Source organism: Lactiplantibacillus nangangensis, assembly GCF_005405065.1.
In the GTDB taxonomy this organism is placed as follows: Bacteria; Bacillota; Bacilli; order Lactobacillales; family Lactobacillaceae; genus Lactiplantibacillus; species Lactiplantibacillus nangangensis.
In genome coordinates, this window is sequence record NZ_BJDI01000004.1 from 42,887 (window position 1) to 55,975 (window position 13,089).

13 protein-coding genes and 1 tRNA gene are annotated in these 13,089 nt (G+C 42.8%); 5 read left to right on the forward strand and 9 right to left on the reverse strand.

The window, feature by feature from the left end; genetic code table 11:
* Positions 1 to 107: 107 nt before the first annotated feature.
* The 3 genes from gap to rpoN all read right to left on the reverse strand — a co-directional run bounded on the left by gap (position 108) and on the right by rpoN (position 3,769).
* A complete protein-coding gene (gene gap / locus FFM70_RS05040; protein WP_137615763.1) occupies positions 108 to 1,130 on the reverse strand; it encodes a type I glyceraldehyde-3-phosphate dehydrogenase in 1,023 nt (340 codons plus the stop codon).
* 56 nt (positions 1,131 to 1,186) lie between these two features.
* Complete coding sequence (locus FFM70_RS05045) at positions 1,187 to 2,215, reverse strand: sugar-binding transcriptional regulator (protein ID WP_137615764.1); 1,029 nt, start codon at positions 2,213 to 2,215, stop codon at positions 1,187 to 1,189.
* Positions 2,216 to 2,431: 216 nt separating this feature from the next.
* Positions 2,432 to 3,769 carry an RNA polymerase factor sigma-54 gene (gene rpoN, locus FFM70_RS05050; protein WP_137615765.1) on the reverse strand — a complete coding sequence of 446 codons (1,338 nt, stop codon included), beginning with the start codon at positions 3,767 to 3,769 and terminating at the stop codon, positions 2,432 to 2,434.
* An 81-nt stretch (positions 3,770 to 3,850) separates the two neighbouring features.
* Here rpoN and FFM70_RS05055 point away from each other — a divergent pair.
* The 4 genes from FFM70_RS05055 to FFM70_RS05070 all read left to right on the forward strand — a co-directional run bounded on the left by FFM70_RS05055 (position 3,851) and on the right by FFM70_RS05070 (position 5,753).
* Positions 3,851 to 3,922: transfer RNA gene (locus tag FFM70_RS05055), tRNA-Arg, on the forward strand.
* 328 nt (positions 3,923 to 4,250) lie between these two features.
* The gene (gene clpP, locus FFM70_RS05060) at positions 4,251 to 4,841 is read left to right on the forward strand and encodes an ATP-dependent Clp endopeptidase proteolytic subunit ClpP (protein WP_137606239.1); all 591 of its coding nucleotides are present in this window, start codon (positions 4,251 to 4,253) and stop codon (positions 4,839 to 4,841) included.
* A 113-nt stretch (positions 4,842 to 4,954) separates the two neighbouring features.
* Positions 4,955 to 5,434, forward strand: coding sequence for a hypothetical protein (locus tag FFM70_RS05065; protein ID WP_137615766.1), 480 nt, complete (start codon positions 4,955 to 4,957; stop codon positions 5,432 to 5,434).
* Between the two features lie 40 nt (positions 5,435 to 5,474).
* Positions 5,475 to 5,753: a hypothetical protein gene (locus FFM70_RS05070; RefSeq protein ID WP_137615767.1), complete on the forward strand. Its 279-nt coding sequence runs from the start codon at positions 5,475 to 5,477 to the stop codon at positions 5,751 to 5,753.
* A gap of 549 nt (positions 5,754 to 6,302) precedes the next feature.
* Here FFM70_RS05070 and FFM70_RS05075 read toward each other — a convergent pair.
* On the reverse strand, positions 6,303 to 7,955 hold the full coding sequence (locus FFM70_RS05075) for a peptide ABC transporter substrate-binding protein (RefSeq protein ID WP_137615768.1): 1,653 nt from the start codon (positions 7,953 to 7,955) through the stop codon (positions 6,303 to 6,305).
* A 406-nt stretch (positions 7,956 to 8,361) separates the two neighbouring features.
* On the opposite strand from FFM70_RS05075, the gene FFM70_RS05080 reads away from it, so the two are divergent.
* Positions 8,362 to 9,033 (forward strand): MmcQ/YjbR family DNA-binding protein, encoded by a 672-nt coding sequence (locus tag FFM70_RS05080; RefSeq protein WP_137615769.1) that lies wholly within the window; start codon positions 8,362 to 8,364, stop codon positions 9,031 to 9,033.
* Positions 9,034 to 9,071: 38 nt separating this feature from the next.
* On the opposite strand, the gene whiA is transcribed toward FFM70_RS05080, so the two are convergent.
* The 5 genes from whiA to FFM70_RS05105 form a co-directional block, all read right to left on the reverse strand.
* Positions 9,072 to 10,004 (reverse strand): DNA-binding protein WhiA, encoded by a 933-nt coding sequence (gene whiA, locus FFM70_RS05085; RefSeq protein WP_137615770.1) that lies wholly within the window; start codon positions 10,002 to 10,004, stop codon positions 9,072 to 9,074.
* 13 nt (positions 10,005 to 10,017) lie between these two features.
* Positions 10,018 to 11,019, reverse strand: a complete 1,002-nt coding sequence (locus FFM70_RS05090; RefSeq protein WP_137615771.1) for a gluconeogenesis factor YvcK family protein — start codon at positions 11,017 to 11,019, stop codon at positions 10,018 to 10,020.
* Positions 11,016 to 11,900, reverse strand: coding sequence for an RNase adapter RapZ (gene rapZ / locus FFM70_RS05095; protein ID WP_137615772.1), 885 nt, complete (start codon positions 11,898 to 11,900; stop codon positions 11,016 to 11,018). The genes FFM70_RS05090 and rapZ overlap by 4 nt, the downstream gene beginning before the upstream one ends.
* A 201-nt stretch (positions 11,901 to 12,101) precedes the next feature.
* Complete coding sequence (locus tag FFM70_RS05100; RefSeq protein WP_137615915.1) at positions 12,102 to 12,638, reverse strand: HdeD family acid-resistance protein; 537 nt, start codon at positions 12,636 to 12,638, stop codon at positions 12,102 to 12,104.
* Positions 12,639 to 12,761: 123 nt separating this feature from the next.
* Entirely contained in the window at positions 12,762 to 13,088 is a 327-nt protein-coding gene (locus FFM70_RS05105) for a heavy metal-binding domain-containing protein (protein WP_137615773.1), read from the reverse strand.
* Position 13,089 lies beyond the last annotated feature (1 nt).

Consider the following 13,089-nt stretch of genomic DNA (forward strand, 5'->3'; position numbering starts at 1 on the left):
AATCCTCCTAGAATTCGTGACTCGTATAAAAAAACGGCAGAGAGAGTTTGCCTCCCCCCGCCGTCGAAACCGTATGCGGTTTTAAAGTTCTAACAAACTAATTTATATTAGAGAGTAGCGAACTTCAATAAAGTACGTACCATTTGGCAAGTGAAGCCGTATTCGTTATCGTACCAAGCAACAGTCTTAACCAATTGGTTTTCGCCATCTGAAGTAACTTCAGTTTGGGTAGGATCGAAGATTGAGCCGAAAGTCGTACCGATAACGTCAGATGAAACGATTTCGTCTGCGTTGTAACCGAATGATTCGTTACCTTCAGTATGCTTCTTGATAGCAGCGTTAACTTCGTCAGCAGTAACTTTCTTGTCTAAGATAGCAACTAATTCAGTTAATGAACCGTCAACAACACCAACACGTTGTGCATGGCCTTGTAATTTACCCTTCAATTCTGGGATAACTAAGCCAAGAGCTTTAGCAGCACCAGTTGAATGAGGAATAGTGTTTACACCGGCAGCACGTGCAGCACGGAAGTTACCGCCACGTACAGGGCCGTCTAACAACATTTGAGTTGAAGTGTAAGCATGGATAGTAGTCATAGTACCAACCTTGATACCGAATTCTTTGTTTTCAAAGAATGCAAGTGGTGCAAGGCAGTTAGTAGTACATGAACCAGCAGAAACGATACGGTCATCTGAAGTTAAGATGTCATCGTTAACGTTGTAAACGATAGTCTTCAAATCTGAACCAGCTGGTGCAGAAATTAAGACACGCTTTGCGCCGGCATCCAAATGAGCTTGTGACTTTTCTTTGGATGTGTAGAAACCAGTACATTCGAGAACGAAGTCAACACCGTCGTTCTTTACCCAAGGAATATTTTGTGCTTTAGGTTCAGCATAAACACGGTAGTTCTTACCGTTTACGACGATTGAATCGTCAGTTGCTGAAACTTCAGCATCCAAAGTACCATGAGTTGAGTCATACTTCAAAAGATGAGCCAACAATGCAGGTGAAGTTAAATCGTTAATAGCAACAACTTCGATATCACTTGATTTTGCACCAAGTTCTAAGATACGACGGAATGCTAAACGACCGATACGTCCGAAACCATTAATACCAATTTTTACAGACATACTAGAATTTCCTCCTTGTGGAAATAAAAATATTTTTTATTTTAAAAAGTAGAAAACTACTTTTTTAAAATCAAGTTAGCGGCACCTTCGTCCGTGATCAAACACGTCCGTTTCGGTGCAATTTTCATATACGCCTCAATCGCGGTGGCTTTGGAAGCCCCACCCGCAACTGCGAGTATAATCTCCATATTGGCCAGTTCTCCGATTTGCAAGCCAATCCGTGGAATTCGATAAACAACGTTGCCGTCTTTATCAAAGAAATAACCAAAAGCTTCACCAACAGCTTCACGCTGTCGTAAAACCTTGATTTGATCCTCAGACATGTTCCGACGATGGGCCATTGAGACCGCATCTCCCACACTGTGAATCACCACGTTAGCTTGTCGAATAATTCCCAACACCTCTTGGATACTTGGTTCCTTAAGGAGTGGTTCATAAGTTCGTTCACTGACCTGTTCTGGCACGAACAGTGATCGGAATTTGCCTCCGGTATGTTCGGCCATTTGTGACGCAATCGTATTGGCCTGAATCGCAACCGACTCACCAACACCACCACGTGCCGGAACAAATAGCAACTCACGCTTACTAGCCAGTTTGTTAGTAAGGTTATTTGCCACATGTTCCATGGTATGACCACCCATCACAGCAATAATATTATCACCTTCTGGCAATAACCGCTGTAAGAGTTGATTGACTTCTTCGCCCATGGACCCGAAAACTTTTAACTGTCGGTCAGAATCACCAGAAACAATGATACAACGCTTAATGTTAAAACGTTGTGCCAACTGCCGTTCCTTCTGGCGAATTCCCATTAGCTCATCCATGAAGTGACTCAACCCAAGTAAGACATCCTTACCTTGCTGGGTCACTTGCATACCAGATTTGTTAGTGACGATTAAATCTAACTTACGTAACGTATCGGTTTCGGTACGCAACGTGCGTTCACTAACATCCAAAGTCTGAGCTAAGAGCCGACGTCCAACTGGGGCCATCCAATTAATGGTTCTTAATACTAAGTAACGACGACTCAGCATTTCAACCATGTCTGGGGCAATTGCCTCAATCCATTGAATATCTGAATGCATGGCATCCAACCTGCTCTCTAGTGGGACGGATTAAGTCCAGCTATGTCGAATAACGACCCAAAGACTTCAAAAAACAAAGCACACAACGATAATTTACTACGAAATTGATGTTGCATACCTCTCTTACCACAACATGAATTATAACAGGTTCATGATGTCGTTGCAAATCTGAGCAACGTAACGCTTATAACCGACTACTTAAAGTCAGAGTATTTGTTACTGTTCGGATTTTAAGTACTGTTTGCGTTTGGAAGAAGCCGGAATGTTAAGATTTTCCCGATATTTGGCCACTGTCCGACGAGAAAGTTCGACATTTTCTGACTTAAGAATCTGAACTATTTTCTGGTCTGAAAGCGGTTTTTCTTTATTTTCGGCATCAATTAAGGCAACAATTCGGTGTTGAACGTTATCTGCCGAGACGACTTTGCCATCGGTGGGACGTTTGTTGACCGCCTTAGTAAAGAATCGTTTAAGTTCATACATGCCGAAGTCAGTTTGGATATATTTACCATTGATACTCCGACTGATCGTTGATTCATGGACTTTTAATTGTTGGGCGACATCTCTGAGCAGTAACGGCTTCAAGTCGGTCGTCTTTTCTAAGAAGAAATCAGCTTGCCGATCAATAATTGTCGTCCCAACGCGAAAGATCGTGGCTTCACGTTGTTGTAAGCTACTAGCAATCCAATCGTATTCCGACTTTTTCTCTTTCAAATACTCAGTCACTTCTTGATCATTATGCCGACTCATCTGTTGATAGTAGTTTTCTTGAAATTTAACAACGGGCTGAGCCATTGAAGCTGTCTTTAACGCCAGTTGACCGTCGTGGTTCGTCACGACTAAATCTGGAAAAATGTACCCGGTCGTTTCTTGTCCAATAGCGGCCCCAGGTGTTGGGCTCAACGTCCGAACATAATCGTAAACGCTTGAGATATCTGCTAAGGTGACTTGATACTTTTTTGCCAAAACTTGCCATTGCCGATTGACCAACGCATCAAAATTTTCTTCTAATATAATGTAGGCTAAATTTGGTGCGCCTTCATCATTCTCCGTTTGAAGCATTAAAGCTTGCTGTAAGCTACGCGCCCCAACACCTGGTGGATCGAGTTGCTGTAACAAGGTGATTGCATCCAATAGTTCGACTGGCGTGGCTTGTGTTTCGGCCATGATTTGTTGATCGTCGACTTTTAAATAACCATTAACATCAACATACTCAATTAGCGCCAAGACAATTTTGCGTAGTTTAGTATCTCGCATCGTTAAATGAATCTGATCTAATAAGTATTCAAATAATGAATGTTGATTAGTGGTTGAGACCCGTTCAATAAAGTCCGCTTGACTGGTGACATTTTTAACCCGGTTCAAGCTGGCATGATTGGCGTTCCAATTCGTATCTACATCGATCAAAGGATTCTCTAAGGCTTTTTGGGTCAAAAAGTCCCGTAGCTCTTCAACATTAAATTGCAACATTTGAATTGACTGCTGCAACCGCTGTGTCATGGCTAATTTTTGACTTTGGTGTTGTTGTTGACGAAAGCCTGGTCCTAATGCCATAGCTAATTCCTCCCAAAACATTTTTATTAATAACCCTTGTGTTTTTATCCATAATCCGCTAAACTATAATATGTTGTTTAGGCGCCCGTAGTGTAATGGATCGCACGTAAGATTCCGGTTCTTGAAATGGGGGTTCGATTCCCTCCGGGCGCATCAGTTGCTGAGATTGTTTCTCAGCTTTTTTTATACCGATTTTTCCTGAACCACTCCACAATGTACCGCTTTCATCATAACATATTCGTCCAACACACCAATACCCTAAACCCTAAGTTCGTCGATATGTTTAGACCGAAAAAAAGAGATTGGGATCTCCCAATCTCAAGCCGTATATGATAGAAGCCTAAGTATACCACGAATTAGCTAAAAACGGAATTTTGTTTTTGAGGTTTTTCTTTTGACCTTTACTGACCTTAGCGGTAAACTACATTTATATTAGCAAGCAGCTAATTAATCTATTGAAACCTTAGGAGGCTAACAAGTTATGTATCCAGTGCCGACAGTTATCGAACAGTCATCACGTGGCGAACGTGCTTATGACATTTATTCACGACTTTTAAAGGACCGTATCATCATGTTATCTGGTCCCATTGAAGACAACATGGCCAATGCTATCATTGCCCAATTGCTCTTCTTGGATGCCCAAGATTCTGATAAAGACATCTACCTTTATATCAACTCACCCGGTGGGGTCGTTACCGCTGGTTTAGCTATCTATGACACGATGAACTTCATCAAATCTGATGTTCAAACGATCGTCATGGGGATGGCGGCTTCAATGGCCAGTGTCTTGGCATCATCCGGGACTAAGGGCAAGCGGTTTGCTTTACCTAACTCAGAAATCTTGATTCACCAACCATCTGGTGGTGCTCAAGGTCAACAAACTGAAATCGAAATTGTTGCTGAAGAAATTTTGAAGACCCGTAAGAAGATCAACCAAATTTTAGCAGACAATGCCGGTCAATCAGTTGAAAAACTGAACCACGATACTGAACGTGATAACTACTTAACTGCGCAAGAAGCTAAGGATTATGGTTTGATCGATGATATCATGGAAAACAACAGTTTAAAATAAGCTAAATGAATTGAGCTGACTTCGTGTCGGCTCTTTTTTTGTGGCCGGTTTGCTAGTCGGCTTAACGGCTGTGTATAATGAAGTGATGAAAAACATTCGAAGGAGGCGTCGCAATGGCAGCCGAGATTTGGTCTTCCCCTATTATTCTTTTGATTGCCTTAGCTTATGCAATTTTTGAAGCTTGGCGTTTAGCTTGGGCCGTGCCCTATCAGCCAAAACAACCACAATTAACCTGGCAACAACGTTTTCGCTTAAGGCACTTATACCTCCAACAACCTAGCGAGAGCCACTGGTCACGCCAGCTAATCATCGCCGGCCTAATTAGCTTAATCCCACTACTGCTCGTTATTTTGAGTCTTTGGATTTTGCCGCCACTAATTGGGTGTGGTGTCCTAATCATTTGGGCGATTGGCACTTGGTTTTACGCCCGCAAACAGTTATTTTCCCGCCGATCTTATTGGCTCCAACAAAAAGAACGGTCACCGTTCACTTTAATTGATGATGACCAAATTCAAGGTCGCCTCATTCAACTCAATCGTTTAATGATTGCCATAATCATTGCCGTGCTTGATTACGGCTGGTTGAATCACTAATTCTTAAACGGTATGATCAGCATAGGAAGAAGTGCCTTGTATGAAATCCGTTTTTATCTCCCAGAATAAGCCCTTGCGTTGGCTTGGATGTTTGGGGATCATCCTCGTTATTTTAGAACCATGGATTGCGGCGTTACAACCCACGATTGGTTGGTATTTGGCCGGGACTGGCATTATTGGTCTTGCAACCTACCTTGAATTTTTACCGTATTTTCGCAAAAATTTTGCCCGGCGATGTTTACTGGTCGGCATATTGTTATTCCTGCTGCTAATGCTCGCAGGGTACACGTTTGGCGTCTTTGCCTTATTAAAACGATAGCATAAAAAAATGAGCCTCGGAAAACTAAATCAGTTTTCCTGTGGCTCATTTTTAGTTATCGTAACTAAAGGTTGAAAGTTTCAAGACTATCGTGAACCCACTGATACTGGCGTTGGTTATGCTTAAAATGCTCTCATATGATCATCACGCTGTCAGGTAGAATCCGATTTTGTGCCGTAATGCCACGCCAGCTAGCCTTGCTAACGAAGCATACCGATTCTCACTGATTCCGCTAAATCTAAATCACTGACTAATCACTCAAAAAAGTTAACCAGCTGGAGGTTGTTGTTGATGGCATCGGCCGTGCGGGTGGCGTTTGACCGGCGCTTTTCCGGTCTTACACCACGGACCGGCCGGGAGATTTGCGGTTTAGGCAAAGCTTTCGGGCAAGGGACAAGACGTTTCTCAGGCTTGACCCGGTCCCTCGGCCGCATGTTATCAACAACAACCGGAAGCGGTAATTATCAACTATCTTTCATCCCCTGATTAGGAATCATAATGGAATAGATTAACGGTTTTCAGCTTTCAACCTTTTGTTATCATAAACGATTATTTTGCAATATAAGTGTATTTGTAATTCCATTGAGTCCCGGCGGTATTATGAATAATCCCCTTGACCTTAGGATTAACCAAGAAAGAATAAACTGTTTGATAAACCGGTGCAATGGCTTGGTCTTTCATCAAAACCTGTTCCGCTTCGATCATATCTTGCCAACGTGCATCCGCATTATTCGCATCCTGTTTCGATGCCTTATCAACCAAGGCGTCGTATTTGGCACTGCTATATTTGCCAAAGTTATACCCGCTGTTCTTTTGGAAAATTTGTAAATAAGAGATTGGGTCGTTGAAATCGGCGCCCCACATCCCCAAATACAAATCGAAGTCGCCCGATTCGCGACGTTGACTCATAACTGAGGCTGGAATGTTGGACAAGTCGACCGTTAGACCGCTAAGTTCTTTTTCTAACTGGCCCTTGTAATATTGTGAAACTGGCTTGTTAGGCTCTTCATTTGAAGAGACTAGCCGCAATGTTAACTTTTTGAGCCCAGTTTCTTTCAGTCCTTTAGCCCACAGCTTTTTCGCCAACGTTGGATTGTAATCGACAGTATTTTTCAGATAAGCTTGATCCGCAAAATCCTGACCAGTCTTCGGATTATCCGCTAAGTCTTTCGCAACTAAGCCTTTAGCGGTACTAGAATCATCACCAATCACCTTAGTGACTAACTGTTTCCGATTAATGGCCAGTGAAATTGCACGGCGAATATTTTGGTTATTCAAAGCTTTCTTCACATCACTATTTGAAGCATTAAAGTTATAAGATAAGAATTGTGTGATGGAATAAGGATAAGTCTTATAGTCCGCATTATGTTTTAAGTTTTTAACTTGTTCACTCGATAACTGAGTCAAATCTAACTTCTTATCTTGGAACAAGTTGAGTGTTGTGGTTGTACTTTCATTAACGGTGTAATTAATCTTCGTCAATTTAACCGCTTTTTTATCCCAATAGTGATTGTTCTTGACGAACTGCCAACTATTGTTGGTCCCAGTCCAACCGACTAATTTAAATGGCCCACTATAAAGCATATATTGCGCCTTAGTCGCATACTTGCTGCCCCACTTTTTAACGGCAGTTTCGCTGACCGGTCCGAATAACGGGTACGTCATCAATTTCTTGAAATATTTAATTGGCGTCGACAGTGTCACAATAAACGTGTGCTTGCCTTCAGCCCTGACACCCAATGTTTTCGGATCTTTTTTGCCAGCGACAATGTCATCCGCATTCTTAACCCCTGAGAACAAATAGGCATACTGTGACTTAGTCTTCGGGGTAACCGCCCGTTGCCAAGAATAAACAAAGTCCTGTGCCGTAATGGCAGAACCATCACTCCATTTGGCATCGCGAATCGTAAATTTATAAGTCAGACCATCTTTAGAAACGCTCGTTTTGCTTGCGAGTCCCGGGGTGACGGTCCCATTTTTACCAAGTCGATACAGACTTTCAAAGATGTTGCCCGTGGTCCCAAAACCAGATGACTTGGAAACATCGATTGAATCTAACGTACTAGAATAAGATAAATTCAAAACTTGGTCAGCCGCATACTTGCCTGAACCGCTTGTTTGGGAACCTTGCTTACCACAAGCAGCTAACACCGTAACTAATAATAAACTAAAAATAACTGCAACTACTGATCGCTTTTTCAACCCTTTTTCGCCCCTTTAATTTCGTTTAATGAACTACCGCTTATCCAACCGGAAACAAAAAACGCCTGCCTAGAATCTCGTCAGATTCCAAGCAGGCGTTTCAAAAATAACGACTTTGAGCTCGTTCTCGTTAATTTTGTTGCACTAGGGATGCTTGTAATTCAACGCAAATAGCCATGTTGTCTGATTCACAACATGGACAGCACATCATCATTTGCGTCGCATTCTTTTTCATCACAAGTATCCCTCCGATTTCATAAGATGGTCTCAGTATAGAGAAACTCACTTACTTTTGTCAAGTGATTTATTTGGACACAATTAATTTTATATTCCAAAATCCGATTGAAATCCAGCGGCAATAACGACTAAACTAAGAATATAACCACCCTTTAGGAGGAATAAAATAATGGACAATATTGCTGCACTAATTTTTAAAAATCAACGTGCTCAAATAGACAAACTACTTCGATTTGGTTTTCAGAAACGGGGTAACCAATTCGTCAGCCAAGCACCTATAGACAATCAAGCCTTCACACTGACGGTAACTGTCACTTTACCCAACACCGTCCTAACTGAATTAACTGATAACGAGACACAACAGCCTTATACGCTTCATCTCAATCCAAATAACACCGGCGAGTTTGTCGCCCAAGTTCGTACGGCTTATACCACCGCCTTGCAAACCATCGCCGACCAGTGTTTTGAGACCGATGTCTTTCAGACAGCTCAAGCCCACTTGCTCATCGAGACCTGTCGTCAAAACTATGGTGACGAGCTGGAATTTCTCTGGCAAAAGTTTCCTGACAATGCTATCTGGCGCCGCTCTGACACTAAAAAGTGGTACGCCCTACTGATGAAAATTTCCAAACGTAAGTTAGGTTTAGACTCGGATGAACTCGTCACCATCACCGATTTTCGTTTAACTGATAAACAGCGTGAACAACTGATCGATAACCAGACTTACTTCCCCGGCTATCATATGAATAAACAGCACTGGTTTACTGTCATTTTGGATGGCAGTGTTCCTGATGCCGACTTACTCAAGTTTCTACAAACGAGTTACGAATTAGCCCACTAAATGGGTCCAAAAAAGCCTCGCACTTGCGAGGCTTTTGTTTAGGCATCTTTTTGTAGTTGTGCCGCAAATTGATTAATTTTGCGGAGTCGATGATTAATACCTGATTTGGAAATTGGGCCACCCGGAACCAAGGTCCCTAGCTCCTTCAGGCTAACTTCTCGATGTTCCAGCCGTGCAATCGCCACTTCTTGTAACTTGATTGGCAATTGTTTTAATCCTACACGTGAATCAATCAACAAGATATTTTCAATCTGTTGACTCGACGCATTCGCGACTTTATCCATATTGGCGTTTTCACAATTAACTAACCGGTTAACCGAATTGCGCATGTCCCGCATAATGCGGACATCTTCAAACTTCAGCATCCCAGTCGTAGCCCCAATCAACGACAAAAAGTCCGCGATTTTTTCAGCTTCCTTGATATAGGTGATAAAGCCACCCCTGCGATCAGTCGTACGTGAATTTAAGCCATATTGATTCATCATTTCAGAAATCATTCGATTATGTTCTTCATACAGTGAATAAATTTCTAAATGATAACGCGAGGTTTCAGGATTATTTACAGAACCACCTGCTAAAAAGGCGCCCCGCAAATAAGACCGTACTGCACCGTCATCCGTTAGAACTTCGGTCGGTGCAACTTCCACGATTTGTAAATCTTTCAAAATTCCCAAATCTTCTAAAACCATATCCGTCCCGGTTTTTAGGCGCACGATATACAAGTTATTCTTATTCAGCTTCATTTTGCGACGAACGATCAACTCACTCGCCACATCATAAAACTGCTTCAATAACCGATAGATACGCCGCGCGATGGCCGGATTTTCGGTCTGAATATTCAAAATAAAATGGTGATTGGCTAAGCTAATCGTCCCGTTCATTCGAATCAAGGCCATTAGTTCGGCCTTCGCATTCTCGCGATGGACAGCGAGGTTGGTTAGTTCCTTCTTAACTTCACTGGCGTATGACATCTAACGTGCCCTCCTATCTTAAAACGTCAGAGTGCCCGACTAAGTTCATTAACTCGGTCACAACTTGGTCGCCATCATGGAAGGCCCCGTTGTCCCGTAATTTTAAGAAATTAGCCGAAATCACTTTGCATCCTTGATCCCGTAAGCCGCGAAAATCATGACTGACTTGCCGCGACACTTCGTTAAACTTATGGAAATCCATGTAATCATCTGGAACTTTTTCAGTATTGACTAATACCGTATTGATAAAGTTTTCACCTAAATGCCGATTCAACACGCGGACATGATCCGCATCAGAAAAGTTATCCGTTTCACCTTTTTGCGTCATGATGTTACAAATATAAACCACTTCCGCATCGGTTTCACAAACAGCTCGGCCAATATTACTGATCGTCAAATTCGGTAAAATACTCGTAAACAGGCTCCCAGGTCCTAACACGATCTGATCCGCATTCATGATGGCATCAATGACTGGCTTGACCGCTTCTGGCTTATTGCCATCCTTATCGGTGACCCAAACGCGGTCCAACGACTTGTGAGCAGCCGTAATTTCAGCTTCACCCACAAGTTCGGAGCCATCTTTAAAGCGGCCATGTAGCGTCAAGGCTTCATTAGCAGCTGGGTAGACATGCCCATCAACTTGCATCATATGTGACAATTCCTGGACCGCGTCAAAGACCCCAGACTTCATTTCGGTCAGAGCAGCAATAATCAAGTTACCAATCGCATGACCAGCAAAGAACTGGTCATCACCTTGGAAACGATACTGGAAAATGTCTTTGTAAATATGCGGTAAATTAGATAACGCCACCATCACATTTCGAATATCACCAGGTGGCACCACGTTAACATAATTTCGAATAATGCCTGAAGAACCCCCATCATCGGCCACCGTAACGACCGCAGTGATGTCAACGGCTTGCTTCCGCAACCCGTTCAGGACAACTGGTAACCCAGTCCCCCCACCAATCACCACGATTTTTGGCCGTTGGGTCTTAAACGTATACTTTCTCATGAGCGATTAACTGTTTCTTTCCGCTTTTCGATATCACGATGACTGATGTGCACCTTATAATTTTGACCCAAGGCTTCACCAATGCGCTTCGTTAACGCAACGGAACGGTGTTGCCCACCAGTACAACCAATCGCAATCGTCAAACTAGTTTTACCCTCGGCTTCGTAGCCTGGCATGATGCTTTCCAACATGCCTAAAAATTGCTTGTAAAACTTTTCCGTCGCGGGTTGTTGCATCACATAATCATAGACCGGCTTATCAAGCCCAGTCTGATGTTTCAATTCTGGAATATAATACGGATTCGGTAGGAAACGAACATCCATCACGATATCAGCATCGATTGGCAAACCGTACTTAAAACCAAACGATAACACTTCGACATGGAAAGTCTCATCCGCACTCGTTTCAAATTTATCAAAAATTGACTCACGGAGTTCACGGGGTGTCAAAGTCGTCGTATCGATCACATATGACGCACGATCTTTCAGCGGTCCAAGCAAGGTCCGTTCTTTGCGAACACCGTCCATGATTCGACCTTCCATCGCTAATGGATGGGAACGCCGCGTTTCTTTGTACCGTGAGACCAACTCTTCATTTGAAGCGTCCAAAAATATGATCTTAGTTGAAACGAAATCGGTATTATCCAAGTTCGCCAACATATCAATAATTTCGTCGTAAAACGCGCGGGATCGTAAATCGATGACCAGCGCAACCTTTTCGATCTTACCAGATTCTTCGACTAATTCAGAGAATTTCGGTAACAAGGCTGGCGGCATATTATCAATACAAAAATAACCTAAATCTTCAAAGCTCTGGACAGCGACCGTTTTACCCGCGCCACTCATACCAGAGACAATGACTAATTGTAATGAGTTTGCCATAGTTCTACTCCTTCGGTCCATATTGTTGGTAGTATATCATACCGGGCGTGTCATTTCTACTCTCGTCCCTGGCACACCTTAAAAAAGCACCCTCTGCATGCTTGCTCAAAAATGGGTTTCAGAAAACGACCGTTTCCGAAACCCATTCTTTTGTCGTTGCTTTAAGCGTCCAGACCTGTGTCAAACGGCAAGTTGTGCCAATTAATTTCGACGTGCAAAAGCGATTAAAATCGCGTTGACCCCGAAAATAGCGAAGTAAACACTCACTAAAAGGTTAAAGGAGACCGCTGCGACGATTGGATTGAAAATCAACATAATCCCAATTGCTAAACTCAAAACATCTAAAATCAGCGATAACACGTAATAGCCCATCCCAAAGACTCGTAGATGAGAAGCCACGACTAATCGTTCAATAGAATCAATTAAGAACCAGAACGCAAAGACGTAGCCTAAAACGACAATCCCAGTTGGCGCGTGGAAGAGGAACAATAGGCCAACCAAAATATCGATCACGGCAAAAACTAGCGCAAAATTAGCACGCAAACCAGTCTCACGCCGTAATTTGGTATAACCACCAATCGTGGTGATCCCACTGATAATCGCCGCAATGGCAAATAAGAAAACTAAACTAAGTAACGCGGCTTTAGGTTGTTTCATAACGAAATAGGCGGCAATTAAGAAGACAATCCCCGTCATAAATTCGGTCCAATCAAAGCCCCAACGATGATCATTAAACATACGATTCAACATCTCCAATATTCTTTAGTTCCATCATACCAGTTCATGAAAGAGTTTCCAATTCTTTGACAATGGCCGTTTACAACCACTAGCTGATTCAACCACCGCCATTGAAACCACTGGTTAGGCTTCTTTAAATTTTACTGCCGTGCCATAAGCCGCAACGGATTGAATATCAGTCCCAATCGAGCCAGAATCAAAACGCATCATGACAACGGCATCCGCACCGAGCTCCGTAGCGTTTGTCCGTAGGCGGTCGACCGCCGCTTCACGGGCTTCATCCAACATCTTAGTGTAATCCTTAACTTCACCACCAACAATATTTTTCATCGACGCACCAATGTTCCGGAACACGTTCTTGGATTGTGTGGTCACCCCAAAAACTTCACCAATAATTTCATAAGTTTGACCTGGAATCTGTTCCGTCGTCGTTACTAACATTTTCGTCATT